The organism is Geodermatophilus sp. SYSU D01105, from assembly GCF_054050095.1.
The window spans coordinates 59,503-85,277 of the sequence record NZ_JBJGYR010000014.1; the positions used below are offsets into that span (position 1 = coordinate 59,503).

General features: G+C 75.6%; 26 protein-coding genes. 8 read left to right on the top strand and 18 right to left on the bottom strand.

Annotated elements, in window-relative coordinates:
- Window positions 1-87 precede the first annotated feature (87 nt).
- The gene (locus tag ACI79I_RS14725) at window positions 88-744 is read right to left on the bottom strand and encodes a DUF2306 domain-containing protein (protein WP_456993053.1); all 657 of its coding nucleotides are present in this window, start codon (window positions 742-744) and stop codon (window positions 88-90) included.
- A 398-nt stretch (window positions 745-1,142) separates the two neighbouring features.
- On the bottom strand, window positions 1,143-1,307 hold the full coding sequence (locus ACI79I_RS14730) for a hypothetical protein (protein ID WP_456993054.1): 165 nt from the start codon (window positions 1,305-1,307) through the stop codon (window positions 1,143-1,145).
- 375 nt (window positions 1,308-1,682) lie between these two features.
- Here ACI79I_RS14730 and ACI79I_RS14735 point away from each other — a divergent pair, with 375 nt between their 5' ends.
- From ACI79I_RS14735 to ACI79I_RS14750, 4 genes are read left to right on the top strand one after another with little or no spacing between them, the layout of a single operon-like run.
- The gene (locus ACI79I_RS14735) at window positions 1,683-2,711 is read left to right on the top strand and encodes an ABC transporter substrate-binding protein (protein ID WP_456993055.1); all 1,029 of its coding nucleotides are present in this window, start codon (window positions 1,683-1,685) and stop codon (window positions 2,709-2,711) included.
- Window positions 2,708-3,751, top strand: a complete 1,044-nt coding sequence (locus ACI79I_RS14740; RefSeq protein ID WP_456993056.1) for a FecCD family ABC transporter permease — start codon at window positions 2,708-2,710, stop codon at window positions 3,749-3,751. The genes ACI79I_RS14735 and ACI79I_RS14740 overlap by 4 nt, the downstream gene beginning before the upstream one ends.
- Window positions 3,748-4,800, top strand: coding sequence for a FecCD family ABC transporter permease (locus tag ACI79I_RS14745; RefSeq protein ID WP_456993057.1), 1,053 nt, complete (start codon window positions 3,748-3,750; stop codon window positions 4,798-4,800). Before ACI79I_RS14740 ends, ACI79I_RS14745 begins: the two co-directional genes overlap by 4 nt.
- 34 nt (window positions 4,801-4,834) lie before the next feature.
- Window positions 4,835-5,680 carry an ABC transporter ATP-binding protein gene (locus tag ACI79I_RS14750; protein WP_456993058.1) on the top strand — a complete coding sequence of 282 codons (846 nt, stop codon included), beginning with the start codon at window positions 4,835-4,837 and terminating at the stop codon, window positions 5,678-5,680.
- Window positions 5,681-5,708: 28 nt separating this feature from the next.
- On the opposite strand, the gene ACI79I_RS14755 is transcribed toward ACI79I_RS14750, so the two are convergent.
- Window positions 5,709-8,378, bottom strand: coding sequence for a PEP/pyruvate-binding domain-containing protein (locus ACI79I_RS14755; protein WP_456993059.1), 2,670 nt, complete (start codon window positions 8,376-8,378; stop codon window positions 5,709-5,711).
- Window positions 8,379-8,590: 212 nt separating this feature from the next.
- Between ACI79I_RS14755 and ACI79I_RS14760 the strand changes: the two genes are divergently transcribed.
- Complete coding sequence (locus ACI79I_RS14760) at window positions 8,591-9,157, top strand: hypothetical protein (RefSeq protein WP_456993060.1); 567 nt, start codon at window positions 8,591-8,593, stop codon at window positions 9,155-9,157.
- Between the two features lie 171 nt (window positions 9,158-9,328).
- Here the strand turns inward: ACI79I_RS14760 and ACI79I_RS14765 are convergent, their stop codons facing one another.
- From ACI79I_RS14765 to ACI79I_RS14815, 11 genes are all read right to left on the bottom strand, one after another.
- The gene (locus tag ACI79I_RS14765) at window positions 9,329-9,589 is read right to left on the bottom strand and encodes a CsbD family protein (RefSeq protein WP_456993061.1); all 261 of its coding nucleotides are present in this window, start codon (window positions 9,587-9,589) and stop codon (window positions 9,329-9,331) included.
- A 73-nt stretch (window positions 9,590-9,662) separates the two neighbouring features.
- Window positions 9,663-10,682 carry a hemolysin family protein gene (locus tag ACI79I_RS14770; RefSeq protein ID WP_456993062.1) on the bottom strand — a complete coding sequence of 340 codons (1,020 nt, stop codon included), beginning with the start codon at window positions 10,680-10,682 and terminating at the stop codon, window positions 9,663-9,665.
- Entirely contained in the window at window positions 10,679-12,064 is a 1,386-nt protein-coding gene (locus tag ACI79I_RS14775; RefSeq protein ID WP_456993063.1) for a hemolysin family protein, read from the bottom strand. Before ACI79I_RS14775 ends, ACI79I_RS14770 begins: the two co-directional genes overlap by 4 nt.
- Before the next feature lie 205 nt (window positions 12,065-12,269).
- On the bottom strand, window positions 12,270-13,160 hold the full coding sequence (locus ACI79I_RS14780; RefSeq protein WP_456993064.1) for an alpha/beta hydrolase fold domain-containing protein: 891 nt from the start codon (window positions 13,158-13,160) through the stop codon (window positions 12,270-12,272).
- Between the two features lie 37 nt (window positions 13,161-13,197).
- Complete coding sequence (locus tag ACI79I_RS14785; protein WP_456993065.1) at window positions 13,198-13,956, bottom strand: SDR family NAD(P)-dependent oxidoreductase; 759 nt, start codon at window positions 13,954-13,956, stop codon at window positions 13,198-13,200.
- A gap of 10 nt (window positions 13,957-13,966) precedes the next feature.
- Window positions 13,967-14,941, bottom strand: a complete 975-nt coding sequence (locus tag ACI79I_RS14790) for an ABC transporter substrate-binding protein (RefSeq protein WP_456993066.1) — start codon at window positions 14,939-14,941, stop codon at window positions 13,967-13,969.
- A gap of 73 nt (window positions 14,942-15,014) precedes the next feature.
- The gene (locus ACI79I_RS14795) at window positions 15,015-16,136 is read right to left on the bottom strand and encodes an LLM class flavin-dependent oxidoreductase (protein ID WP_456993067.1); all 1,122 of its coding nucleotides are present in this window, start codon (window positions 16,134-16,136) and stop codon (window positions 15,015-15,017) included.
- A gap of 219 nt (window positions 16,137-16,355) precedes the next feature.
- Entirely contained in the window at window positions 16,356-16,820 is a 465-nt protein-coding gene (locus tag ACI79I_RS14800; RefSeq protein ID WP_456993068.1) for a MarR family winged helix-turn-helix transcriptional regulator, read from the bottom strand.
- A 26-nt stretch (window positions 16,821-16,846) separates the two neighbouring features.
- A complete protein-coding gene (locus ACI79I_RS14805) occupies window positions 16,847-17,476 on the bottom strand; it encodes a cysteine hydrolase family protein (RefSeq protein WP_456993069.1) in 630 nt (209 codons plus the stop codon).
- A 194-nt stretch (window positions 17,477-17,670) separates the two neighbouring features.
- Complete coding sequence (locus ACI79I_RS14810; RefSeq protein WP_456993070.1) at window positions 17,671-17,937, bottom strand: hypothetical protein; 267 nt, start codon at window positions 17,935-17,937, stop codon at window positions 17,671-17,673.
- A 954-nt stretch (window positions 17,938-18,891) separates the two neighbouring features.
- Window positions 18,892-20,112, bottom strand: a complete 1,221-nt coding sequence (locus ACI79I_RS14815; protein WP_456993071.1) for a PucR family transcriptional regulator — start codon at window positions 20,110-20,112, stop codon at window positions 18,892-18,894.
- Window positions 20,113-20,277: 165 nt separating this feature from the next.
- Between ACI79I_RS14815 and ACI79I_RS14820 the strand changes: the two genes are divergently transcribed.
- A complete protein-coding gene (locus ACI79I_RS14820; RefSeq protein ID WP_456993072.1) occupies window positions 20,278-20,649 on the top strand; it encodes a hypothetical protein in 372 nt (123 codons plus the stop codon).
- A gap of 196 nt (window positions 20,650-20,845) precedes the next feature.
- On the opposite strand, the gene ACI79I_RS14825 is transcribed toward ACI79I_RS14820, so the two are convergent.
- The 4 genes from ACI79I_RS14825 to ACI79I_RS14840 form a co-directional block, all read right to left on the bottom strand.
- Entirely contained in the window at window positions 20,846-21,301 is a 456-nt protein-coding gene (locus ACI79I_RS14825) for an anti-sigma factor antagonist (RefSeq protein ID WP_456993073.1), read from the bottom strand.
- A gap of 46 nt (window positions 21,302-21,347) precedes the next feature.
- Window positions 21,348-22,628, bottom strand: coding sequence for an NAD(P)/FAD-dependent oxidoreductase (locus ACI79I_RS14830; protein ID WP_456993074.1), 1,281 nt, complete (start codon window positions 22,626-22,628; stop codon window positions 21,348-21,350).
- A gap of 169 nt (window positions 22,629-22,797) precedes the next feature.
- Window positions 22,798-23,127 carry a TraR/DksA family transcriptional regulator gene (locus tag ACI79I_RS14835; RefSeq protein WP_456993075.1) on the bottom strand — a complete coding sequence of 110 codons (330 nt, stop codon included), beginning with the start codon at window positions 23,125-23,127 and terminating at the stop codon, window positions 22,798-22,800.
- A gap of 76 nt (window positions 23,128-23,203) precedes the next feature.
- Window positions 23,204-23,395: a hypothetical protein gene (locus tag ACI79I_RS14840; RefSeq protein WP_456993076.1), complete on the bottom strand. Its 192-nt coding sequence runs from the start codon at window positions 23,393-23,395 to the stop codon at window positions 23,204-23,206.
- Between the two features lie 411 nt (window positions 23,396-23,806).
- On the opposite strand from ACI79I_RS14840, the gene ACI79I_RS14845 reads away from it, so the two are divergent.
- Both ACI79I_RS14845 and ACI79I_RS14850 read left to right on the top strand, forming a co-directional pair.
- Complete coding sequence (locus tag ACI79I_RS14845; RefSeq protein WP_456993077.1) at window positions 23,807-24,442, top strand: TetR/AcrR family transcriptional regulator; 636 nt, start codon at window positions 23,807-23,809, stop codon at window positions 24,440-24,442.
- 302 nt (window positions 24,443-24,744) lie between these two features.
- Entirely contained in the window at window positions 24,745-25,755 is a 1,011-nt protein-coding gene (locus ACI79I_RS14850) for a phosphotransferase enzyme family protein (RefSeq protein ID WP_456993078.1), read from the top strand.
- The last annotated feature ends 20 nt before the right edge of the window (window positions 25,756-25,775 follow it).

The window sequence follows — 25,775 nt, forward strand, 5'->3', positions numbered from 1 at the left end:
CCGAGGGCGCGGGTCATGCGGCCAGCATGCAACCTCGAGTTCCCTCGAAGGCAAGGGATTTCCAGGACCCGAGGGGGTGGGTGTCGCTCAGCCGGTGAGCGCGGGCGTGTGCCGGAGCCACCACTCCGCTGCCGAAGCGTGCAGCGCGAACGACAGCCAGAACGCGACCGCGAACGAGCCCTCGAAGGTCAGCAGCCCGGTCGCCTGGAACACCCCGATCCAGATGCGGATCGTGCCCACCGCCACCCCGATCGCGAACGCGCGGATCATCCAGCGTCGGTGCTGGGCCACGTCGTCGCGCCGGATCGCCCGGAAGGCCAGCACCAGGCAGGCCAGGAACCACACACCGAACACGACCGTGGCCGCGGCCTGCCACGACCCGCCGAACGCGAACGGCACCCCGAACGCGAGGGCGAAGACACCGCTGACCAGCGCGAGGCCCAGCAGCACTCGACCCAGCCGCCGGTGCACGGCGTAGTGGCGGGTGCGGAACCGGCGGGAGAGCTGCAGCGGTGCGCCGACCAGGTAGAGGACGCCCGGCACGATGTGCAGGTACGCCAGCCACGGGTGCTCGACGTACCGCCGGTCGAAGGAGTCCTCCGGCAGGCTGCCCGCCGCCAGGTTCGGCACGTCGACGACCAGCCGGTGGGCGAAGAACCCGAGCACGATCGCGATCAGCACGGCCAGGACGCCTGCGACCACCCGCAGCCGGCCCCGGCCGAGCGTCGTGACGGGTGTGCTCACGACCACCACCTCCCGCGGGTGCGCCGTCATGGCGACCGGTCGATCCACACGGGTCGGGACGACCCCTCGTCGACGGGCTCATCAGTCTCGGTCGTGTCGGTCTCTCGACGTGCCGCCTGGTTCGGGACACCACCACGATCGGCGCGACGGCGGTGTGGGACAACGTCGGAGTGCGCGACGGTCGTCGACGCAGACGTCCACTGTTCGAGCGCGCCAGCTCGAGTGGAGCCGACACCGATCGGTCGCCGGCCGGGCGACGAGAGGCGGCCCGCTCACCAGCAGGTCCCAGACGCTGTCGACCGGGCGGTGACGGCCGGCTCCGACCCCCGGGCCGGGCGCGTCCGTGGTCGGGGACGGCGTCAGCGCGGCCGGCCACCGACCCGACGGACGCGCCGACCTCAGCAGGGACGAGAGGTCGCCGGCCGGCCCAGGTGCACCAGCTCGTCGGGGTCGACGATGTCGCTGGTGCTCCGGATCCCGCCCGTCGGCGACGTCGATCGCGCACGCGCCGACCAGCTCCGGCCCCACCGCAGCTCGTCGAGCAGCTGCTCGCGGGCGGTCATGCCGCGGCCAGCCCGTGCCGCCAGCTCGGGTGCGCCGGCTGCCACCCGAGCTCGCGCTCGGCCTCGGCGTTGGAGGCGCCGCGGAGCCGCCGCCTCGTCCGAGCGGCCCGCGCGGGACGCCTGCCCGCGGTCCCGGGTGGGCTGTCGAGGCGCTGACCAGCCATGGCGCGGGACCCTGCCCATTGGATCTCGATGCAGGTAAGGCTAGCCTCAGCTCACATCGAGAGACCGGCACGGGGCGTCTGCCCCCGTGTCCCCTGGGCGTGTGCCAGCCGGTCGCTCGGTGTCGCGCGCCCGAACTGGGCCGCGCGCCGAGGACCGGACCTCGGCCGGGCCGGCCTGCCACGGCCCGGCCGGCACGACTGGAAGGACACCATGCACCGCGCACCCAGACTGGTGGCCCTGGCCGCCGCCTCGCTCCTCGCCGGCGGGCTCGCCGCCTGCTCCTCGTCGTCGGCCGACGACGGCGCCGCGGCGGAGGGCTCGGGGGACTTCACCCCCGTCACCATCGAGCACGCGCTCGGCACCACCACGATCGAGTCGGAGCCCGAGCGGGTGGCCACCGTGAACTGGGCCAACCACGAGGTGCCGCTGGCCCTCGGGGTCGTGCCCGTCGGCATGGCCGCCGCCAACTTCGGTGACGACGACGGCGACGGCCTGCTCCCGTGGGTGAGCGAGCGGCTCGAGGAGCTCGGTGCGGAGACGCCGGTGCTGTTCGACGAGACCGACGGCATCGACTTCGAGGCGGTCGCCGACACCGACCCCGACGTGATCCTCGCCGGCTACTCCGGGCTGACCCAGGAGGACTACGACACGCTGAGCGACATCGCCCCGGTCGTGGCCTACCCGGAGGGGCCGTGGGCGACGCCGTGGCGCGAGATGATCGAGGTCAACTCGGCCGGGATGGGCATGGCCGAGGAGGGCGAGCAGCTCGTCGCCGACATCGGGGAGCAGATCGCCCGGACGGTCGGCGAGCACCCGCAGCTCGAGGGCAAGGCGACCATGTTCCTCACCCACGTCGACACGACCGACCTGAGCGAGGTCAGCTACTACACCCCGTTCGACACCCGCAGCGCGTTCTTCCAGGACCTCGGCCTCACCACGCCGTCCAGCGTCGCCGAGGCATCGACCGACAGCACCCAGTTCTCGGGCACCGTGAGCGCCGAGCAGGTCGACGTCTTCGACGACGTGGACGTCATCGTGACCTACGGCGACCAGGCGCTGGTCGACGCCCTGAAGGCCGACCCGCTGCTCTCGCAGATCCCCGCCGTCCGGAACGGGGCGCTCGTGCTGCTGCCGGACACCCCGCTGGGCACCGCGGCGAACCCGACCCCACTGGCGATCCCCTGGGTGCTCGAGGACTACGTGTCCATGCTCGCCGAGGCAGCCGACAAGGCGCAGTGACCGCGCTCGACCCCGGTCCGACCCCGGACGCCGCCGTCGCGCCGCGCCCGGGGTCGGTGCGGCTCCTGTGGCTGCTGGTCGTGCTCGGGGTCCTCGCCCTGGTGGTGGCCGCCTCGGTCACCGTCGGCTCCCGGGAGGTCGGCTGGTCCGACATCGTGGCGGCCCTGGGCGGGTCGTCGGAGAACCTCGGTCAGGCGGCGGTCACCAAGCGCCTGCCCCGCACGGTGCTCGCCGTGGTGATCGGCGCGGCGCTCGGCCTGGCGGGCGCGGTCATGCAGGGCGTCACGCGCAACCCGCTGGCCGACCCGGGGGTCCTCGGGATCAACATGGGCGCCTCGCTCGCCGTGGTCTGCGGCCTGGCCTGGTTCGGGCTGTTCTCGGCGACCAGCAGGGTGTCGGTGGCCATCCTCGGCGCCGCGCTCTCGGCGGTGTTCGTCTACGCCGTCGGGTCCCTCGGGCGCGGCGGCGCGACACCGCTCAAGCTCGCGCTGGCCGGCGCCGCGACCTCGGCCGCGCTGGCCTCCTTCGTCACGGCCGTGGCCCTGCCGCGCGGCGACATCGCCGCCAACGTCCAGTCCTGGCTGATCGGCGGCGTGGGCGGCGCCACCTACGACACCGTCGGGCCCGCGCTGCCGTTCCTGGCCGCGGGGTTCGTCGTCAGCCTGCTGTCGGCCCGCAGCCTCAACTCCCTCGCCCTCGGCGACGAGCTCGCCGCCGGTCTCGGCGAGCGGGTGGCCGTGGCGCGCGGCCTCGCGGCGTGCGGCTCGGTCCTGCTGTGCGGCGCCGCCACCGCCGTCGCGGGACCCATCGGGTTCGTCGGGCTCGTCGTCCCGCACCTGTGCCGGCTGCTGGTGGGCGTGGACCACCGGTGGCTGCTGCCGTTCTCCGCGCTGACCGGCGCCTGCCTGCTCACCGCCGCCGACGTCCTCGGCCGGATCGTCGCCCGGCCCAGCGAGCTCGACGTCGGCATCGTCACCGCGCTGATCGGGGCGCCGTTCTTCATCTACGTCGTCCGCCGGCAGAAGGTGCGCGAGCTGTGAGCGCCGGGATCGCGCCGGCTCCGTCGGCCGTCGAGGTCGTCGTCGGCAACCGCACCCGCCGTGCCGCCCGCTGGCGACTGGTCGTGACCGTGCTCGCCGTGGCGGTCGTCGTCGTCTTCGCCGTGACGCTCATGGTGGGGCAGACGTTCTACCCGCCGGGGGACGTGCTCCGGGTCGTCCTCGGCGAGCAGGTGCAGGGGGCCTCCTTCACCGTCGGGCGGCTGCGGCTGCCGCGGGCGGCCCTCGCGGTGGTCGCCGGCCTGAGCTTCGGTCTGGCCGGCTGCACCTTCCAGACGATGCTGCGCAACCCGCTCGCCAGCCCGGACGTCATCGGCATCAGCACGGGTGCGAGCGCGGCCGCCGCCGTCGCGATCGTGGTGTTCGGACTGGGCGGGACGGCGGTGTCGGCCTTCGCCATCGTCGCCGGCCTGGTCGTGGCGCTGGTGATCTACCTGCTGGCCTACAAGGACGGGGGAGCGGGGACCCGGTTCGTCCTCATCGGCATCGGCACCGCGGCGATGCTGCACAGCGTCATCGCCTACGTGCTCTCCCGGGCCGGGTCGTGGGAGTGGCAGGAGGCGACGCGCTGGCTGAACGGCAGCCTCAACGGTGTCACCTGGGAGCGGGCGCTGCCGGCCGTCGTCGCCCTGGCCGTGCTCGCACCGGTCCTGCTGGCCCGCACACGGGAGCTGTCCGCGCTGCGCCTGGGCGACGACACCGCCTCCGCGCTCGGCATCCGGGTGGAGCGGACGCGCGTGGTCGCGATCGTCGCGGCCGTCGGGCTGATCGCCTTCTCCACGTCGGCCTGCGGCCCGATCGCGTTCGTCGCGTTCCTCTCCGGGCCGATCGCGGCGCGGATCGTGGGGCCCAACGGGTCGCTGCTGGCGCCCGCCGCCCTCGTCGGGGCGCTGCTGGTGCTGGTCGCGGACCTCGTCGGCCAGTTCGCGTTCGGGACACGCTTCCCCGTCGGTGTCGTCACCGGCGTGCTCGGCGCTCCCTACCTCATCTACCTGATCGTCCGCACCAACCGCGTCGGGGGCTCACTGTGAGCGCGGCGTCCCGCGGGACCGAACGGAGGGCGTCGTGACCACGGACCACTCGCTGGCGGCCGAGGACCTGACCCTGGGCTACGGCGACCGCACGGTCATCGAGGACCTCGACCTGGCGGTGCCCGCCGGGAGGATCACGGCGATCGTGGGCGCCAACGCCTGCGGAAAGTCGACCCTGCTGCGGTCGATGTCGCGCCTGCTCGCGCCGCGCAGCGGTCGGGTGCTCCTCGACGGCAAGGCGGTGCACCGGCTGCCCGCCAAGGAGCTGGCCCGCACGCTCGGCCTGCTCCCGCAGTCCCCGATCGCGCCGGAGGGGATCACGGTCGCCGACCTGGTCGGCCGCGGTCGCCACCCCCACCAGGGCCTCTTCTCCCGGTGGAGCGCGGAGGACGACGCCGCCGTGGCCGTGGCGCTCGAGGCGACGCGGACGACCGCCCTGGCCGACCGCGCCGTGGACGAGCTCTCCGGGGGGCAGCGCCAGCGGGTGTGGATCGCCATGGCGCTCGCCCAGCAGACCGACGTGCTGCTCCTCGACGAGCCCACCACGTTCCTCGACGTCAGTCACCAGATCGAGGTCCTGGACCTGCTCACCGACCTCAACCGGACGCGGGGTACGACCATCGTCATGGTCCTGCACGACCTCAACATGGCGGCCCGCTACGCCGACCACCTGGTCGCCCTGGCCGACGGGGGCGTCCACGTGGCCGGGGATCCCGCGCAGGTGCTCACCGCCGACAGCGTGCGCGCCGTGTTCGGCCTGGACAGCCGGATCATCGTCGACCCGACGTCGGGCAAGCCGCTGATGCTGCCCATCGGCCGGCACCACACGGCGCCGTCGGCCGGTGCGGTGGACGGCGACCTGGCGGGGGAGCGGCGATGAGCGGGCCGCGGACCCGCTGGGACGGTGCTCAGCGCGTGTCCTGCCGCGCGGCGGGGGACGACGGCGCGGCCGCCGAGTCCCGCGTGCGCTGTTCGGGCAGCCGGCCGGCCGGGTCGGCCAGGACGGTGACGGTCCCGGCGCCGCCGTCCACGCGCACCCGCTGACCGGTGCGCAGCCGCCGGGTCGCGTCCGGCACCGTGGCCACGGCGGGGATGCCGTACTCCCGGGCCACGATCGCCCCGTGGGAGACCACCCCGCCGACCTCCATCACCAGGGCCCCGGCGAGCTGGAACAGCGGCGTCCAGCCCGGGTCGGTGCTCGCGGCGACGAGCACCTCCCCGGCCGCCAGCGCGGCGCCGACGGGGGAGTCGAGGACCCGGACGACGCCCTCGTGCACCCCGGGCGACACCCCGGTGCCCGCCAGGGTGCCCGGCGCGCTCGCCGCCGGGGCGGCCGGGCCGTACACCGTCTCGCCGTCGCTGGTGAGCAGCAGCGGGACGACCCGCCGGTCAAGCTCCCGCTCGTACTCCTGACGCCGGCGGCCGGCGCGCTCGCGCAGGTCCGGCGCCGTGCCCTCCACGGCCGCGCGCAGGTCGGCCGGATCGAGGAAGAAGACGTCGTCGGGGTCGTCGAGCCGGCCGTCCGCGACGAGGGCGGCACCGACCTGCTGCAGCAGGCCGCGGCCGAGGGCGAGCACGCGGACGAGGTCGAACTTCGGCCGCTCCCGCAGTCCGGCCAGGGCCCGGTACCGGCTCAGCACCGCGCGCAGCAGCAGCGCGCGCAGCCGCCCCCGCGCCCGGCGGACGGCGGCGACCAGGTCCCGGGCCGCCGCCTCGGCCTGCTCGGCGCCGCGCCGCTGCCGGTCGATCAGCTCACCCGGGTCGCCGGCGGCGAGGTACCCCCTAACCAGCTCCACGACGTAGGTCGGGTCGTCGCGGAAGCGCGGCAGCCCCAGGTCGATCTCCCGGTCCGGCGCCCGGTGCCCGAAGGTGGACAGGAACTCCGCCATGCCGGGAGCGGTCTCCGACGGTTCCTCACCCGCCTCGCGGCAGGACCGCGCCAGCCGGGCCAGGGCGGTGCCCATCGCCAGCGTGGGGTCGTGGGGGAGCCAGCGGCGCACCGGCTCCATCCCGGCGGAGGTGCCCAGCCACCGCTCGCACAGCTCCGCGGCGAGCGCGCCGGCCAGCAGTCCCACGTACACCTGCGGCAGCTGGGCCCAGGCCACGTCGAGCGTCCGCTGCGGCAGGGTCGCGAGGACGTACTCGGCCTGCTCGCGCGGTCCGGTCAGCGCCGCGGCCTCGTCCCGGACCCGGCGCACCGAGTCCTCCGCGCGGGCGAGCAGCCGCCGGCGTGCCCCCACCGGGGCGGCGGCCGCCGCGATCAGGCCGGGGACCTCCCGGGCCACCCACCAGGTCAGCCCGGCCGGCAGCGCCACACCGCGAGGCCGCACCAGCCGGTGTCCCTCCCGGTCGAGCCACTCGCGCAGGACCGCGGCGGTGGCGGGGTCCTTCAGGCCCATCCGGTCGGCCAGGCTCCGGCCCAGCCGGGGGGAGGCCAGCAGCGGGGTGATGTCGTAGAAGAGGCGCCCGGCCACCTGGGACACCCAGGGCGGGACCTCCCGCGCCGGTCGGCGGCGCAGCGACCACAGGGACGACACCGCGGTGACCAGTCCGGTGAAGGCGGCGTTCCCGGCGGGGGTCATGGGTTCGGCCACGCCCTGCGCCGCGAGGGTCAGCGGGATGTACACCCGCAGCCCCGGTCCCGCCGGCGGCCCGGGCGGCAGCGGGAACAGGGTGGTGACCGGCCGCGACTGGAGGAGCCAGCACCGCCCGTCGGCGATGGCCCACTCCAGGTCCTGGGGTCCGCCGGACAGCGTGGCGGCGCGCAGCCCCAGGTCGGCCAGTTCGCGCAGGTGCCCGTCGTCCAGCAGCGGGCGGACCGCCCCGTCGGGGCCGTCCAGGACCGCGTGCTTCCCGGCGTCCAGGACCCACCGCTGCGGGGTCGCGCGCCCGCTCACCAGCGCGTCGCCGAGCCCGCGCACCGCTTCGAGCACCACGCGGTCGCGGCGCCCGGTGAGCGGGTCGGCGGTGAACAGCACCCCGGCGACCTCGGCGGGCACCATCCGCTGGACGACGACGGCCACGGCGGCCGCGGCGGAGGGGGTCCCCTGCCGGGCGCGGTAGGCCAGGGCCCGCGCCGTCCACACCGAGGACCAGCAGCGCCGGACGGCGTCCACCACCTGCTCGGCACCCGTCACGTCGAGGAACGTGTCCTGCTGGCCGGCCGAGCTGGCACCGGGCAGGTCCTCCGTGGTGGCCGAGGAGCGCACCGCCACCGGCCCGCCGCCCAGCCGGCGCCAGGCCGCGACGACCGGCCCGGCCAGGTCCCCGGGCACCGGCGCGGCCTCGAAGGCCGCGCGCAGCGTCGCCGACGCCGCGGCCAGCGCGTCGGCGTCCCGCCCGTCGAGGCCGGCGGTCACCCGGTCGACGAGCGGTGCCAGACCCGACACCGCCACGAACCGCCGGTAGGCCCCGGCGTCGACGACGAAGCCGTCGGGCACGGGCAGCCCGGCCCGCCGCAGCCGGGCGAGGCCGACGCCCTTGCCCCCGGCGCGGGCGAGCTCCGTGGCGCGCTGGTCGTCCAACGGGACGACGGTCGTCGCCGGTGCACCCAGCGGCGAAGACGGCTGCTCGGTCATCGCATCGACCCCCTGCCACCCGACCACCCACGGCGACCAGGGTCTTGGGCGTCGCGATGCGCCCCCAGGGTCCGAGGTCACCGGGCCGCGGGACGGGGTCGTGTCGCCGCGGTGGTCACAGGGACGACACCGCACGGTCCCAGCCTCCGCACAGGCCGTCCCCGCACGGTGGGACGGAGGGTCGGAGACACCGGCCCGGACGAGGAGCACCCGTGCGCAAGAAGATCGTCATCGCCGCCACCGCCGGTGCGCTGGCCCTCACCGGCCTGGCCGTGGCCGGCCCGGCGCTGGCCGACACCGGCACGACCGAGGACGCGACGTCGACCCCGATCGACCGGATCAGGGACGCGCTGGCCGGCCTGGTGGGCGACGGCTCGATCACCCAGGAGCAGGCCGACGAGGTCGCCACGACGTTGAGCGAGGCGGGACTCGGCGGCCGCGGCGGGCACCACGGCGGTGGCAGGGACCTGGCGGCCGCCGCCGAGGCGCTCGGCATGAGCGAGGACGACCTGCACACCGCCCTCGAGGCCGACGGCGCCACGCTGGCGCAGGTCGCCGAGGACCAGGGGGTGGCCGTCGACACCGTCGTCCAGGCCCTGGTCACGGCCGAGCAGGAGCGGATCGCCCAGGCCGTCACCGACGGCCGGATCACCCAGGAGCAGGCCGACGAGCGACTGGCGGACCTGGAGCAGCGCGTCACCGACCGGGTCGAGGCGGTCGTCGGCGACCGCGGGCCGCGCGGGGACCGGGACGAGGCGGACGGGTCCGCGGACGACTGACCGCGCCCCACGCGGTCGGGCGGCGCCGTCCTCTCGGGCACGGCGCCGCCGGGCCGTTCCCCGACGTGGACCGGCGCCCGGCCCGCGGCACCGTCGCCGGCCGCGGGACGCACCCCCGGTCGAGAGCCGCTCGCGCGACGAGCCGAGCCCCCTGGGGGCGGGGGAGCGGGTCTACTTCCTGAAGGCGTCCTTGACCTTCTCGCCGGCCTGCTTGAGGTTGCTCTTCGCCTGCTCCCCGCGGCCCTCGGCCTCGAGGTCGCGGTCGCCCGTCGCCCGTCCGACGGCCTCCTTGCCCTTGCCCGCCAGCTCGTCGATCTTGTTGCTGATCTTGTCCTCGGCGCTCATGACGATCCCGTACCCGACGGTGCCGGCCGCATGCCGGCGGGCGCCGAGACTCCCCCGGACGGAGCGCTCCGGGGAGGTGGGGAGCACCCTCGCGACCCTGCGGCCGGGCGTGCGGCCGGACCCCGTACCGGGGCCCGCCGCACCGCCGTCCGGGCCGGCGTCAGGCGACCGCGGGGGTCGCCTCCGGGAACAGCCGGCGCAGCACGTCCGAGAGGGTGATGACGCCGAACACCGCGCCGTCGTCGGTGACGACGGCGAGGTGGTTGCGGGTCTCGCGCATCGCCTTGAGCGCGGCGTGGACGGTGGTGTCGGCCTCGAGGGCGAACACCGGCCGGGCGAAGGACGTCGCGGGTGCGCCCTCGGGAGCGGTGAGGGTGTCGCGGACGTGCACCACGCCGGTCAGCCCCGCGCGGGTACCGAGCAGGATGCGCAGGTGTCCGGTGCGCCGGCTGGCGTCGCGCACCTCGGCCACGGTGGCGGCGGTCGGTACCGCACCCAGCGGCGTGTCGGCGGTGACCAGCTGCCGGATCGTCATGCGTTCGAGCGCCAGGGCGCCGGAGATCTGCGCGGAGAAGCTCGCGTCGAGCGCGCCGACGTTGGCCGAGTGCTCGACCAGGTGGCGCAGCGCGTCCGGGCTGTGCCCGATCGCGACCTCGTCGGCCGGCTCGACACCGACCCTGCGCACCAGGGCGTTGGCCGCGGTGTTCAGTGCCCGCAGCAGCGGCCGGGACACGGCCATGAAGGCGCGCATCGGTCCGGCGAGCAGGGTGGCCGATCGCTCGGGGTGCGCGATCGCCCATGACTTGGGCGCCATCTCGCCGACCACCAGGTGGATGAACGTGACCACCAGCAGCGCCAGGACGAAGCCCGCGACGTCGGCGGCGACCAGCGGCAGACCCCACGCCTCGAACAGCGGGGTCAGCCAGTGGTGCACCGCCGGCTTGCTGATCGCGCCCAGGGCCAGGGTGGCGGCCGTGATGCCCAGCTGCGAGCCGGCGAGCAGCAGCGTCAGCTCCGAGGAGTTGCGCAGTGCCGCCCGCGCCGAGCGGCTGGTCGGGGCGGCCTCCTCCAGCCGGTGTCGCTTGGCCGCCAGGGCGGCGAACTCCACCGCGACGAAGAACGCCGACAGGGCGACGATGACGACGGTGGCGACCACGACCACCCACGGGTCGTCGCTCATCGGGAGGTCTCCTCGACGGTCGTGGTCGCGCGGTCGGGCAGTTCCAGGCGCACCCGGGAGGGGACGTGCCGGTCCACGGTGAGCACGTCGACCCGCAGGTGCCGGGGTGCGGGTTCGTCGGCGTGGACGAGGTCGCCCGGGTCGGGGGGCAACTCGATGTCCAGCCGGGTGCCCGGCTCGGGCAGGGTGCCCGCGGCGGCGATGACCAGGCCGGCGATCGTCTCGTAGTGCCCGCGCGGCAGGTCGACGCCGAGTGAGCGTTCGACCTCGTCGACGTGGACGTCGCCGGTCATCTCCCACACGCCGTCGCCCTCCACGGGCACGTACCCGGGGTCGACGTCGGTGTCGTGCTCGTCGGTGATCTCGCCGACCAGCTCCTCGGCGAGGTCCTCCAGGGTGATCACGCCGGCGAAACCGCCGTACTCGTCGATGACGCAGGCCAGCTGGTTGCCGCTGTCGGTGAGCAGGCGCAGCGCGTCGGGCAGCGGGGTGAACGTGGACACGACGGGGCACTCGCGGGCGATGGCGGCCACCGGCGCGGTGTCGGGCTCGGGTGTGACGAGCAGGTCGGGCAGGTGCACCACGCCGACCACGTCACCGGTCTCGGCGTCGAGCACGGGGTAGCGGGAGTGGCCCGACGCCATGAGCTCCCGCAGCCGGCCGAGGGTGTCGGTGGTCTCGACGGTGTCCACCCGCGGGCGGGGGATCATCGCGTGCTCGACGTCGCGGTCCGGGAAGTCGAGGATGCGGTCGACCAGCATCGACAGCTCCGTGGGCAGGTTCCCGCTCTGCCGGGACTCCTCGACGATGTGCTCGAGGTCGCGGGCGGTCGCGGCGTGCTCGACGTCGTGGACCGGCTCGATCCTCAGCGCGCGCAGCAGCAGGTTCGACGCCTGGTCGAAGACCCAGATCAGCCAGCCGAACACCGTCAGGTACGCGGTGGTGGAGGCGGCCAGCCGACGGGCGGCCGGCTCCGGGCGCGCGATGGCCAGGTTCTTGGGGAACAGCTCGCCGAACAGCATCTGCACGATGGTGGAGAACAGCAGCGCCAGCACCGCGCCGACGCCGACGCCCACCGCGGTCGGGATGCCGACGCCGCCGAGCAGCGCGCCGAGGGACTCCCCGATCAGGGGCTCGGCGACGTAGCCGACGAGGAGCCCGGTGACGGTGATGCCCAGCTGGGCGCCCGAGAGCATGAAGGAGGTGCGGCGGGTGACCCGCAGTGCGCGCTCGGCGGCGGGGTCACCGGCTTCGGCGCGGGCCGCCAGCGTCGCGCGGTCGACCGCCATGTAGGCGAACTCCTGGGCCACGAAGTAGCCGGTGGCCACCGTGATGGCCAGCACCACGAACACCCCGAGCAGGAGGGACAGCACCTCGGTCACCGGCCACGCACCCCCTCAGCGAGCTGGGGGACCGTGGCCTGGGGACTGTGACTGGAGCTCATGTCTCTCTTCGCCGGAGGGAACGGGGCGGGTCGGACGCCCCCGTTGCCCAACGCGGCGTCGGCGGTCGGGGTTCCCGGCGGCGCCGCGTGCACCCGAGCCGGTCCGGCCGGCGGGAGGCGAGGACCCGCCTGCCGGGATGCGGTCAGGCCTCCCCGGCCGCGCCGGCGGCACCGTCGAGGAGCGTGGCGCGCAGGAAGCCGCTGACCGCGGCCAGGCCGGCCGGCTGGTCGAAGCCGGGGTCCTCGTGGTTGGCGCCGTGCAGCAGCCACAGCTGCGCCGGCACGCCCTGCGCACGCAGCGCGTCGAAGAGCCGGCGGCTGTGCTCGGACGGGATGAGCCCGTCGCCGTCCCCGTGCACGAGCAGGAACGGCGGCGCTCCGGCGTGGACGTGGGCGATCGGGCTGGCGGCGCGCGCCTCATCCGGCCGGGACGCCGCCGAGTCGGCGCCGAGCAGCCGCGCCTCGTACGGCGGCTCGGGCGGCGGACCGGTCAGGAAGGGCGGCCGCGGCCCCTCGGGGACGTCGCTGGCCATCCGGAGCAGGTCCGACGGGGCGAACCACGTGACGGCGGCCTGCACCGACGAGTCGCCCAGCTCGGCGTCCCGCTCGTCACCGGTCAGCGCCAGCAGCGCGGCGAGGTGACCGCCGGCCGACGCGCCCCAGGCACCGACCCGGGTGGCGTCCAGTCCGTGCTCGCCGGCGTGCGCCCGCAACCACCGGACCGCGGCCCGGACGTCGTCGAGCGGCGCGGGGAACGTGGCGGCGTCGCTGAGCCGGTACTGGACGGCGGCCACCGCCACGCCGCTGCGGGCCAGGGGGAGGAGCCGCTCGGCGGCGCGGTCTGCCCGTGACCCGCGCAGCCAGCCGCCGCCGTGCAGCCAGACGGTGAGCGGGGCGGGACGGGTGGCGGGCAGGTACAGGTCCAGGTGCAGGTCGGTCCCGTCGACCTCGGCGTAGACCACGTCGCGGACCACCGTGACGCCGTCGGGCCGCCCGTCGTCGACGGGAGGTGCTCCGGCTGCCGAGCTGGTCATGTCTCTCCTCGGTGGTCCCTGGCCGCGTCCGGGGGCGTCAGCTGAACGCGACGCCGCCGTCCACGATGAGCGTCTGGCCGGTGATGAACCCGCTGCTGCGGGAGCACAGGAACGAGATGGCCGGGCAGAGGTCGGTCGGCTCCATCCGGCGGGGCACCGCCCGCCGCACGGCGGCGACGGACAGGTAGTCGTCGTCGTTGAGGGCGCGCGTCGCCTCGGTCTCGACCAGCCCCGGGGCGATCGCGTTGACGGTGATGCCGTCGGCGCCGACCTCGCGGGCCACGCTCCGGGTGAGCGCGATGACCGCTCCCTTGGAGGCGGTGTAGTGGGCGAAGTACGGCACCCCCATGTGCACCGTGGACGACGCGATGTTCACCACCCGGCCGTGGCCCTGCTCCTTCATGGCCGGGTGCACGGCGCGCATGCCGAGCCACACGCCGCGGGTGTTGACCGCCAGGACGCGGTCCCACTCCTCGACGGTGATCTCAGTGAACGGGCGCTTGGACCCCAGCCCCTGGTAGATCGCCGCGTTGTTGACCAGGGCGTCGACGCGGCCGTGCCGCTCCAGGGTGGTGGTGACGAGGTCGGCCCACGAGGCCTCGTCGCTGACGTCGGCCCGGACGTGGGTGACGCCCTCGGCCGCCCACCCCGCCGCGACGACGTCCGCCGCGACGACGGCCGCTCCCTGCGCCGCCAGGTGCCGGCTCACCGACTCCCCGATGCCGTGCGCCGCGCCGGTGACCAGGACGACCGTCCCCGGCTCGACGCTGCCGTGCCCTCCGCCGACGACGTCCACGGGTGTCCTCTCAGGCATCGGGGAGCAGGGCGTCGAGGTCCGCGGGCTGCTCGAGGATCCCGTAGCGGGCCCCGACCTCGGACATGTACTCGAACGAGCCCCGCTCGAGCTCCTGCGGCCAGCCGGCCAGGGTGATGGCCCCGGCGAGCTCCGGGCTGAGCTCGGTGAAGCTGCCCAGGATCCCGCGCGCCGCCTCGGGGTTCTCGCTGGCGTAGGCCAGGGACTCCTGCACGCCCGCGACGAAGGCGTCCACCAGCTCGGGGTCGGACTGCACGGTCTCCGCCGTCGTGAAGTAGGCGCCGATGAGCAGGGGCTCCTCCGTGGCCTCGGCGAAGACGTTGGACAGGCAGCGGGCGCCCTGCTGGATCGCGATCGTCTTGAACGGCTCCACCGCGGTCGCGGCGTCGACCTGACCGCCGGCCACCGCCTGCGGGACGTCGGGGTGGGCGATCTCCAGGAACTCGATGGTCGAGGAGTCCCCGCCGGCACGGTCCACCGCGTCGCGGATGACGGCGACGTTGATGTTGTTCAGCGTGTTCGTGCTGACCCGCTTGCCGGCCAGGTCGGCGAGCGACTGCAGCGGGCTGCCCGCGGGGACCAGCACGCAGCCGAAGTCGTCGGTGGGGTCCCCGGTGGAGGAGTTCCCCGGCGCGACGACCTGGATCGGCAGGCCGGCCTCCTGCGCCACCAGCAGCGACAGGGTGTTGCTGAAGGCGAAGTCCTGCTCGCCGCTGACCACGGCGGGGACCAGCGCCGCGCCACCCTGGCCGGTCACCACCTCCACGTCGAGGCCACGCTCGGCGAAGAAGCCCTGCTCGACGCCGAGGTAGAGCGGGGCGACGTCGGCGATCGGGACGACGCCGACGGTCACCTGGCGGGGCGCGTCGGTCGAGCCGGCGCCGGCCGGATCGTCGCCCCCACCCCCGCCGCAGGCGGCGAGCAGCAGCGAGCAGGACAGGACGGCGGACACGCGCAGGCGGGACATGGAGAGCCTCTCGACGGTGGGGGATCGCATGGCGCGGTGCAGGGGTGCCGGTCGTGCCGACCGGCGCGTGGGCTCAGGCAGGGGTCGCGGTCGCGGCCGGGCGGGCGGTCCCGGAGAGGACGGCGGGGACGACCTCGTCGCGGAACAGCCGCACCGAGGAGAGGACCGTGTCGACGTCGAGGGAGCCCCACGCGAACGCGCCGGCGAGGTAGTTGATCTCCCCGATCGTCACCGCCTCGGTGACCTGGGCGGTGACCGTCTCCGGCGACCCGACGAACAGCTTGCGCTCGGCGACCAGCTGGTCGAAGTCGATCGGGCCGGCGAACCGCTCGCTGCCGTGGAGCCGCCACAGGTGGGTGAAGCTCTCGTAGTGGGCGTCGAACGCGGGCCGGGCGAGCGCGACGGCCTCGTCGTCGGTCGGGGCGACGAGGACGTGGCGCAGCATGCCGAAGCGGGGCGTCACCCCCGGCAGGCTGTAGCGGACGGTGCCGCGCTCGGCGGACTCCCGGAAGTGGGCGAAGAAGACCCGGCTCTGCTCGCGGACGACCTCCAGCGGCGGGGACGCGAAGCCGAACCCGAACAGCACGTTGTAGCCCTGGTCGCCGAGCCGGGGGATGGAGGCGGCGTTGGACGACGGGTACCACAGCGGCGGGTGCGGGCGCTGGTACACCGGCACGTGCAGGGGGATCTCCTCGGCCGCGGCCCCCTCGGCGCCGGGGCGGCGGAACCGGCCGGTCTCCATCGCCTCGACGATGGCCGGGAACAGCTCCTCGAAGCGCTCGGCGGTCTCCGGCGCGGTCAGCCCGAACATGGCCGCCTCGATGGGGGAGGAGCCCTTCCCGACCCCGACGTCGAGCCGGCCGTGGCTGAGCTGGTCGAGCATGCAGATCTCCTGCACCAGCCGCAGCGGGTCGTACAGCGGGACGATGAAGGTGGTCGGCGCCAGCCGGATGCGCTCGGTCTCGCGGGCGGCGGCGGCGATGAACACCGACGGGGACGGCGACAGCCCCAGCGGCGTGCCGTGGTGCTCGGCGATGTGGTAGGTGCTGAACCCGCCCCGGTCGGCCTCGGCGAGCACCCGCAGCCGGGCGTCGTAGACCTCGGCCGGCGTCCTCCCGGGGGTGGCGTCGATCCAGTCGAAGAGACCGAACTCGAGGTCGTGCGCGGTGGCGTGCTCGGCCGGCTGTGCGGACATCCGCCCTCCTGGGTCCGGGTCGCTGAGGGAGCTGGGGCTGTGCGTCGGGCGTCGCGGCGTCGTGGCCCCGCGGGCGTGGCCGAGGCGGGGTGGCTCTCGGCCGGGCGTCGCGGGCGGGGTCACCACCGCTCACCAGGATGGCGACTGGGGGTGTGACGCGCCTCATTGAAAGGGCCGATCGTTAGTTCGTCAAGAAACCATCCCGGTGGGCGGGAGGTCTCAGTCGGCGGTGACGAACTCCTCGAGGAGCCGCAGGAAGACGGTCGTCTTCTCCGGTGGGAGGCGTGCCTCGAAGGCCTGGCGCAGCTGCTCGACCCGCGGCTCGAGGTCGTCGCGCAGCGCGTGGCCCGCCGCGGTGAGCCGCAGCTCCACCCGGCGGCCGTCCTGGGCCGACCGCTCCATGGTCAGGTAGCCGGCGGCCTTCAACCGGTGGACGACGGCGTGCGTGCTCGCCGGGTCGAGGGCGACCAGCCGGGCGACGCTGGCCTGGTCGAGCGGCTCGTGCCGACCGAGCGTGGACAGCACCGCGTACTGGACCGACGACACCGAGCCCGAGACGTGGCGCGTCCACATCTCGTTGTGGACCTGGCCGGCCCGGCGGATGAGGTGGCCGGGCAGGCGGGCGAGGTGCGGCGCCACCGTCTGGGCTCCGGTCCGGGCCACGGTCTCGTCGCCGGTCGCCACGGGTGGAGTCTAGGGAGCGCCGGCGCTCAGCCGGTCCGGACGGCCCAGGAGGAGAGCAGGTCCTCGGTGGTCACCACCGGGCCGATGGTGGCGGCGAACTCCGCACAGGCCGTGGCCTGGGGGACCACCCCGACCGTCGCCGTCGCGTCGCCCACCAGCACCGGCCGGTAGCCGCGGGACACCGCGTCGACGCCGGTCGCCCGGACGCACACGTCGGAGGTGAGCCCGACGAGGACCAGCGTCGGGCGGGCCTGGGCGCTGAGCACGAGCTCGAGGGGCGTGAACGCGAACGCCGAGTAGCGGTGCTTGACGAAGGTGAAGTCCCCGTCGGCGACCAGGTCCCCGTACGGCTCGGCGCCCCAGCTGCCGGCGGCCACGATGGGGTCGGTCTCGGGCTCGATGGTCGCGCCGCCCTGTCCCCGGCGGCGCCACCCCGGGGTGTCGGTCCACCGCGAGTGCTGGGTGTGCACGTGCAGGACCGGGACCCCGGCCTCCCGCGCGACCGGCAGGAGGGTGCCGATCCGGTCGACCGCCGTGAGCGCCTCCGCGCAGTCGACCCCGCGCCGGCCGAGGGTCCCCTCGGCGTGGCAGTAGTCGTTCTGCACGTCGACGACGAGGACGACGGCGTCGTCGGGCGCGATCCCGGCTGGGGGCATGGTCACTCTCCGCTGCGGCAGTGGGGCGGGACGCCGGGCAGCGTATGTCCCGGGTGCCGACCGCGGCCGCTCGGCCCTCGGCCGAGCGGCCCTCGGCCGCGAGCACCTGCGTGTGCAGTCGGAGCGGCGCCGCGAGGCCGTCGGGCCCACGCGGGGACTCCCGGCACGCCTGCCCGGCGGGGAGGCCCGTGGGGTCAGGGCGTGCGGGTGCTGCGACCCCTCCAGGTCAGCCGTCGGGGGGCCCGGTCGCGGACGCGCTCGTGGGGCACGTCGGCGTCCTGGGAGGTGAGCTGACCGTCCGGGTCGGCGGCGACGAACCGCACCGCCGCCCGCCAGCCCGTGCCGTCGTCGTACATGCGCCAGGCGTGCTGGACGCCGGGCCACCACCGTCCTGCGGACTCGACCTCGACGTGGCGCGGGGGAGCGACACGGCGTTCGACGAGGACATGACCGTCGTTCACGTCACGGACGGTAGTGGCGTGAGCTGGTCCACAGGAGCCCGACCCGGGCCTGGCGAACCGGGGCGGACCGGCGCCGGGAGTCCCCGCCTCCCGCCGCCTTGACGGGACCCCCACGCCCTCCCTCCCCGCGGGGAGCGGTCCGGCCGCGGACGGGACCTGGCGTCGGCCTGGAGTCCGGTGCCGACCGCGGACAGGAGTGCAGGTGGCCACCACGACCGAGAGCCGGGCACCGGCGCCGACGACGTCGCCGGTGCGTGACTGGCTGTTGCAGGGCCGGCCGGGCAGACGCCGGGGGTTCCCCGGGCCGCACGCCCCTCCCGAGGCGGCGCACCGGACGCACCGATGGCGGCAGATCGTGTGCCTGACCGGCGTCGACTGCTTCTCCACCCTCGGCCACCAGCCGGGCATCGCCTTCCTGGCCGCCGGGCTGCTGTCGCCGATCGCCACCCTCGCCCTGGTCGCCCTGACCCTCTTCGGCGACCGGCCCGACGAGGACATGGTCTTCGTCGAGGTCACCCTCACCGACCCCTCCGAGTTCGAGACGGCGCTGATGGCCCGCGGGGAGATCGTCCACGAGCGGTACCGGGTGATCCGGATGGAGAGCTCGAGCGTCGCCAACGCGCCGGCGGCGCTGCTGCCGCACGTGCGCGACGAGACCGTGCGGATCCCGCACGTCCACCTCGAGTGGACCGAGGGCAACCCGCTGGTCACCCTGCTGCGGTTCGTCTTCACCGGCGTCGGTGGACGTGCTCGAGCTGAACCTGGCCCTGGACCGCGAGCTGCCGTGAGGTCCCGTGCGGTCCCCGCCGCCCGGAGCCGGACGGCGGGGACCGCGGCGGGCCACGGACACCGTCGACTCCTCGGGTGTGCCGTCCCTGGCGCAGGGGCGCCGAGTCCACGGTCCGACGGGTGCCCGCCGGTCGACCGCCGCGAGCACCGAGCCCCGGCCGGCCGTCACGCCTCGCCCGGCAGCGGCGTCGTGGGCCAGTCGAGCAGCCGGGCACCGAGGACGGCGACCTGCAACGCGAACCGCTGGTCGGTGCGGGAGACGCGGTACCCGGTCAGCTGCGCGACGCGGGCGAGCCGGTAGGTGACGGTGCGGACCGAGACGTGCAGCCGCCGGGCGGCCTCGGTGGCGACGTCGCCGGCGTCGAAGTACCCCTGCAGGGTCTCCAGCAGCACACCGGCGCCGCTGCGCACCTGCTCCAGCGGGCCGAGGACGTCGCGGACCAGGTCCACGATGGCCGCCTGGTCGCGGGCGAGCACCCGGTACACCAGCACGTCCCGGGCGTGCACCACCTCGTCGTCGGAGCCCAACCGATCGGCGAGAGCCAGCGCCTCGCGGGCCTCCTCGTAGCTGCGGGGCACACCCCAGACGCCGGGGAACGCGCGTCCGGCCGCCACTCGCCAGCGGCCGGCGATCCGCAGCCGTCGCAGGTCCTGCTGCAGCAGCTCGCCGATGTCCGCGCCACGCGCGGCGGCGCCGGCGGGGGTGTCGGCGCTGGGGACGAGGACCACGACGCGGCCGTCCTTCACCGCGACCAGCACCTCCCGGTCCCCGAACCGGTCGACGACCGCCCGCTCGAGAGCGGTGGCCGTCCGGTCGACCGCGGCACCGGGGTCCCGCGGGGTGACCAGCGCGACGTGGTGCGGCTCACCGAGGTCGATGCCGAACAGCTCGGCGCGCTCCACCATCGCCGACACGTCAGCGTCCCCGCGGAGCAGGTCGTCGACGAACTCGGCCCGCATGGCCTCCTCGCGGCGGATCATCTCGCGGCGTTCGGCCTGGTGACCGTCGACGAGCACGCCGACGGCGTCGTCGAGGACGCGCAGCACCGCCTCCGCGGCGGCGCGGACCTCCTCCGGATCACTGGAGCGCTCGACGACGGGCAGCTGCCGCCACAGCCGCCAGGCCGCGGACAGGTACAGGTCGACCGCACGGCGGGCGCCGACGCCTCGGGCGGCCGCCTGCCGGCCGAGCTCCCGGACCGCGTCGAGCGCCTCCGGGCCGGGTCGGCGGCCGTGGATGGCCGCGTCGGCGAGCATCGGCAGGTACTCCCCGAGCAGGCCGGTCGGCGCCTGCGCGGCGGCGGCCGCCGCCGCGCCGACCGTGTCGAGCCAGTCCTGCGGGGCCGGGGTCTGTCCCGCCTTCCGCGGGGGGACGCTGCGGGTCACGGGGCCGCTCCTCATCGCTCTCGGCGGTGCGCCGCCCGGGGGGCGCGGGCCGGGCCGGCGGTTGCCGACGATCGGCAACGGGAGCATGCCGCACTCGGCCGGTGGGAGCCCTGGTGGCGCCGGTCCGGCGGCGGGCATGGTCGGTGTCCGGCAACGGAGGTGGTCATGCTCAGCGATCCCGAGCAGCGGGTGTGGGACGACGTCCAGCGGTTCTGGGCCGAGGACGCCGTGGAGCCACCGCTGCCCGTGCCCGGTGCACGGCCGGCGTCCCGGGACCTGGCCGACCCGCCGGCCGTCGTGGTCGCCGGCGTCTGGGGTGCGATCCTGCTGATCCTCCTCGGGGCGCCGGCCGCCGGCCTGTCGGTCGGTCTCGCCACCGCCCTCGGCTGGGCGCTGTGGCGGTACTGGCCCCGGCTGGACCGGACGGACCCGACGACGACCTGGTCGGCCCTCGGCGAGGGCCACCGGGGCCTGCAGGCGCCACGCCGACCCGCGCAGGAGGCGCGGCGGCCGCACCCCGGCCGGGAGGACCGATGAGCACTCGGGGGTGGCCGGAGGGCTGAGGCCTGCTGGGCGCCGCGGCGCGGGCCGGCGACCCGGTCGAGCGCGGTGGCGACCTCGGCCAGGGCGACGCTGCCGAGGACCAGCAGCGCGGGCAGGGCGAACAGGCTCTCCCGGAACCTGTAGGCGGCCGTCGAGGCACGCATCCGCAGCGGCGGCCGCCCGGTCCCGGTCACCGGCACACCCGTCGAGGACGCCGCGCCGATGGACGTCGTGGCGTCGTCCGGAGCCGCGGGCCGCGCGGCGGCGGGGGTTCGGCGTCGGCCGGGTCGACGGCCACGACGTCGGCCAGCCCGGTCAGCTGCAGCGGCGGGAGCACGCGACGACGACCGCCGGTGCGGATCACCATCCGGGCGCCGCGCACCCGGCAGCGGCGCTCCGCCCGGGCCAGCGCCCTGACCCCGGCCGCACCGAGGAACGTCACCTGCCCCAGGCAGACGACCAGCTCGCGGACGCCGCGCTGCCCCGCCTGGGACGTGAGGCAGACGTCCAGCGCCGGGGCGGTGTAGCTGTCGACCTCGCCGGCGACCTCGACGACCACGCGGCCGGGGCGGGGGTCGGGAACGGTGGTGACCGACAGCAGGTGGCCGGGATCCGGGGCGGGCCGGTGGACGGGGGTGCGCAGCACGGGGACTCCGGACGGGGAGGGCGCCGCCGACGGCGGGGTGGGCGGGTCAGCGCAGCGGGTCGAACGGCGCCAGCTCGGGTGGGGCCTCGCCCTTGAGCACGGCCTGGGCGACCAGCTGCCCGGTGACCGGGCCGAGCGCGATGCCCCACATGCCGTGGCCACCGGCGACGAACACCCGCGGCGAGGCGGTCGCCCCGAGCAGTGGCAGCCCGTCGGGCGTGCACGGGCGCGAGCCGACCCACTCGTCGCGCCGCTCGTCGAGGTCCACCCCCGTCAGGAACGGGCGGACGGCGTCGACGATCGCGGCGATCCGTCGCCGGTCGAGCGGGTCACCGGGGCGGCGGAACTCCATCATCCCGGCCACCCGCAGCCGATCGCCCAGTGGCGTGCAGGCCACCCGCTGGACCGGGAAGTACAGCGGGCCGCGGGGCATCTGCTCCACCGGCACGCTGAAGCTGTAGCCGCGGCCGGCCTGCACCGGGCACCGCACGCCGAACCGTCCCGCCAGCCGGCCGAGCTCGGCGCCGGTGGCGAGGACGACCGCGTCGTGCTGCTGGCGCTCTCCAGCGGTCGGAACGACGGTGATCCCACCGGCGGCGTGCTGGAGGTCGGTCACGTCGACGCCCTCGACCAGCTCACCGCCGCGCTGCCGCACCGCGGAGGCCAGGGACCGCACGAACTCCGGCGGGTGCAGGTACCGCTGGCCGTGGACCTGCACCGCCGCACCCACCCGGTCGGTCAGCGCCGGCTCCAGCGCCCGGGCCCGCCAGCCGGTGACGGGGTGGCCGCTGACGTCCTGGCCGGCGTCCCGGATCGCCTCGAGCTCGGCGCACAGCCGGTCGGCCTCACGTTCACGACGGAAGCAGGCCAGGAACGGCCGGGCCGGGTGGGTGACCGCGGGTACCCCGGCGGCGGCCAGGACGTCGAAGGCCTCCAGCGCCCGCTCGTTCAGCGGTACGTGAGCGGCCATCCCGGCCCTCCACCGCCGGGCGGTGCTGTGCCGGACGAAGCCGGTCAGGAAGCGCAGCAGCGTGCGGTCGGCACGCAGCGGCAGGTACACCGGCGACCGGGGGCTGAGCACCGCGCGCAGCCCGTGGCGCAGCACCGCCGGCTCGGGCAGCGGCGCGGTCAGCGCGGGGGTGAGCCAGCCGGCGTTGCCCCAGGACGCGCCGGCGCCGACGGAGTCGCGCTCGTAGACGGTGACCTGCGCGCCGGCCTCCTGCAGGAACCACGCGCAGGAGAGCCCGACCATGCCGCCGCCGACCACGGCGACCTGCCGGGGTGCGCCGGGTACGAGGACGGGACCGTGCTGCTGGGGCGAGGACATGCCGGCTCCTTCTCCGGCGACCGGGGCGCCGGGACGGGGTCCCCCGGGCGGGGGCCGGCGCAGGACGTGCGCCGGCCCCGGTCCGACGCGGCGGTCGGACCGGGGGTGCCCGGGAGGTGGGTGGCTGGGGGAGGACCGCGCCGGGAGGCGCGGACGGGGCGCCGGTCGCTCAGCGCGCTCGCTGGCAGGAGACGCAGCCGGCCGCGAACGGCCGGAACTCCAGCCGCTCGGCCGGGATGGCCTCGCCGCAGTGCACGCAGCTGCCGTAGGTGCCGGCGGCGATGCGCTGCAGCGCCGCGTCGATCTCCTCGATCCTGCGCAGCAGGCTCGCCGCGCGGTTGACCGCGACCGGGTCGGGCGTCGACGTGGCCGTCTCGGCCAGGGCGAGCTCGCGCTGCCGGACGCAGTCGGCCCGCTGGGTCTCCAGCAGCGCCCGGAACGGCGCCCAGTCGGTGTCCTGGGCGGAGGTCGTCGTCGCGGGGGTCAGCAGGGTGGTCATGAGGGGCTCCTGGTGTGACGAGAACGCGTCCCACCGGGGCGGGACGCGTGTGGCGCGGACCGGCGACCCCGAGGGGTCAGGAACTCGCCGGGGGCGCCCGGTCCTGGCTGCGGCGCAGCGCGTCCAGGCCGCGCAGTCCGCGCGCTCGGAGGCTCATCGCCAGGGCCAGCCGTCCGCCGCCGGTCACCGGCGAGCGATGGCGCGCGGGTGACTCGGCAGGCACGAGCGCCTCGGCCGGGCCCGAGGCGGACCGGGTCTGCGTGGTCATCCCGGTCACCCCCTCCACCCTCCGCACCGACACGTGGCTGCCGACAGCCCTGACCCGTCAGAGGGGGAGCTGCCACGCCCTCCGCGGGCCTGAGCCCACCGTGCCCGCCCGGCGCCGGCGGTTCCATGGCAGCGGCCGGTCAACTCAGCCCGGAGGAGGTTGCCGACGACCGGCAAGCAACCGTGTGTCGGACCGCCCCTCCGGCGTCGGCAGCCGCTTCGCACGGCGTGCCCGAGCGACTCCTGGGCGTGCCCGGCCGGGGACCGGTCGTCTCTAGGATGAGGTCGTCCGGGTCGACGCCGGGTCCCCGGGGACGTCCCGCAGAGCCCCGCCGGACCGTGATCCACCCGGGCCGCGGTGCTCCCGGGCCCGTGTACCCAGGGGCTCACCGCGGAGGAGGGAGTCGGCGGCATGACCGGTGCGCAGCCGACACCGCAGGGGGATGCGCCGCTCTCCCTCCGCGAGCGCAACAGGCTGCGGACCCGTCGGGAACTGCTCGACGCGGCCCTCCGGGTGTTCGCCGAGAAGGGGTTCGCCGGGGCCGCCGTGGAGGCGATCGCCGCGGAGGCGGGGACGTCGAAGGTGACCCTGTACGCCTACTTCCCGGCGGGGAGGGACGACCTCTTCCGCGAGCTGTACGAGGAGATCAACACCGAGTACGTGGAGCTGGCGACGGCCCGGCACGCGGCGGCGACCGGACTCGTCGACCGGGTGACCGCGCTGGCCGCACCCCTGCTCGAGATCGGCAGCCGGCCACTCGTCGGGATCTTCTACTCCAACAGCGACCCGACCATCGAGCCCGCCCTGGCCCCGGTCCGGGGGCACGCCTCGGGGGTCAGCGCCACGCTCATCGCCGAGGACGTCGCCGCGGCCCGCGCCGAGGGCGCCATCGCGTCCGGGGCCGACCCGCACACCCTCGCGGTGCTGCTCGTCGGTGCGCTGCGGGCGGCCCTGGTCGAGGTCGCGGCCGACCCCACGAGGTCCGAGCAGCTGCTGGCCGGCATCGCCGACCTGGCGCGCGGCCTCCAGCGGCGCGACGGCGCCTGACGGTCCTCGCGCCCCGGTCGCGGGACGACCCGTGGAACGGCGTCGCCGTGGCTCGTCCCGCACGCCGGGTCGTTGACGTCGGTGCGGCCCCTCGGCACCCTGTCGCCCCAGCCTCGCCGGCTCGCCCCGATCGGCACCGGACGCCACGGTTTGTGAACGATGCGTAAAGGGTCTTGACGACCCGTTCAGGTGCTGCGAACCTGCCTGTGAGCCCGGACACATCCCGGGGCCTCACCCCGCTGTTTCGTCGCCCGCCGGGTGCTCCCGGGCGAGCGCGCAGCAGCCCGACCAGGAGGTCGCACGTGGTCGCCCTCGACGAGCAGGCAGCCCGGCGCATCGCGCACCGGGCGCTGACGCGGTACGGCCTCGAGGAGGTGGCGCTCCACTTCGTCAAGTACCGCGAGAACTACGTCTTCCGGGCGGAGTGCGGCGGCGAGGCGTTCGCCGTCCGCCTGCACCGCCCGGGCCTGCACTCCGTGGCCGAGGTCCGGACGGAGCTGGCCTACCTCGAGGCCCTCCGGCAGCGGGGGTTCGCGGTCCCCGAGCCGCTGCAGACGACGGACGGCGAGCTCATCTGCCTGGTCGACGACGGCACGGGCGGCGAGGTGCAGGTGGACCTCCAGCGGTGGGTCCCCGGTGCCGCTCCGCTCGGGGACATCGGCGAGGCGTTCGAGGGGACGAGCGCACTCACGCCCGGGGACTTCCACCGGCTCGGCGCCATGGCCGGCGCCCTGCACAACCACACCGAGCACCTCGGCCGGCTCCCCGGGTTCAGCCGCGCGGCGTGGGACGTCGAGGGCCTGGTGGGGGAGCGGGCGCTGTGGGGGGACCCGCTGGAGCTGCCCGCCCTGTCGACGGCCGACCGGGCACTCCTGGCCGAGGCCGTCGCCCGGCTCACCACCGACCTCACCGAGCTGGGGACGGGCCCGGCGGTCTACGGCGTCATCCACGCCGACTTCACGCCGGAGAACATCCTCGTGCGGGGCGAGGACCTCGTCCTCATCGACTTCGACGACTTCGGCGAGGGCTGGCACCTGTTCGAGCTGGCCACGATCCTGTTCTTCTACCGGCCACACCCGCGCTTCGGCGAGTTCGTGGACGCCGTCGTCGCCGGCTACCGGACGCAGCGCTCCCTCGACGAGCGGCACCTGCGCGCCTGGCCCGGGGTGCTGCTGGCCCGAGGGCTCACCTACCTCGGCTGGGCGGCGCAACGCCCGGGCGAGGAGACCGCCGCCTTCATCGCCGAGCACGTGGCCCCCGTCGTCCTCGCCCTCGCGCAGGACTACCTGGCCGAGCGAGCCGAGCTCGTCTGAGCCCTGCACCCGCGCCCCCG

Bases quoted from the DNA above. Each gene is read 5' to 3' on its own strand.
- ACI79I_RS14795 (WP_456993067.1), bottom strand. From the start codon at position 16,136: ATGTCCGCACAGCCGGCCGAGCACGCCACCGCGCACGACCTCGAGTTC.
- ACI79I_RS14840 (WP_456993076.1), bottom strand. From the start codon at position 23,395: ATGACCACGCAGACCCGGTCCGCCTCGGGCCCGGCCGAGGCGCTCGTG.
- ACI79I_RS14780 (WP_456993064.1), bottom strand. From the start codon at position 13,160: ATGACCAGCTCGGCAGCCGGAGCACCTCCCGTCGACGACGGGCGGCCC.
- ACI79I_RS14820 (WP_456993072.1), top strand. From the start codon at position 20,278: ATGCTCAGCGATCCCGAGCAGCGGGTGTGGGACGACGTCCAGCGGTTC.
- ACI79I_RS14735 (WP_456993055.1), top strand. From the start codon at position 1,683: ATGCACCGCGCACCCAGACTGGTGGCCCTGGCCGCCGCCTCGCTCCTC.
- ACI79I_RS14845 (WP_456993077.1), top strand. From the start codon at position 23,807: ATGACCGGTGCGCAGCCGACACCGCAGGGGGATGCGCCGCTCTCCCTC.
- ACI79I_RS14730 (WP_456993054.1), bottom strand. From the start codon at position 1,307: ATGACCGCCCGCGAGCAGCTGCTCGACGAGCTGCGGTGGGGCCGGAGC.
- ACI79I_RS14790 (WP_456993066.1), bottom strand. From the start codon at position 14,941: ATGTCCCGCCTGCGCGTGTCCGCCGTCCTGTCCTGCTCGCTGCTGCTC.
- ACI79I_RS14805 (WP_456993069.1), bottom strand. From the start codon at position 17,476: ATGCCCCCAGCCGGGATCGCGCCCGACGACGCCGTCGTCCTCGTCGTC.
- ACI79I_RS14830 (WP_456993074.1), bottom strand. From the start codon at position 22,628: ATGTCCTCGCCCCAGCAGCACGGTCCCGTCCTCGTACCCGGCGCACCC.
- ACI79I_RS14755 (WP_456993059.1), bottom strand. From the start codon at position 8,378: ATGACCGAGCAGCCGTCTTCGCCGCTGGGTGCACCGGCGACGACCGTC.
- ACI79I_RS14770 (WP_456993062.1), bottom strand. From the start codon at position 10,682: ATGAGCGACGACCCGTGGGTGGTCGTGGTCGCCACCGTCGTCATCGTC.
- ACI79I_RS14835 (WP_456993075.1), bottom strand. From the start codon at position 23,127: ATGACCACCCTGCTGACCCCCGCGACGACGACCTCCGCCCAGGACACC.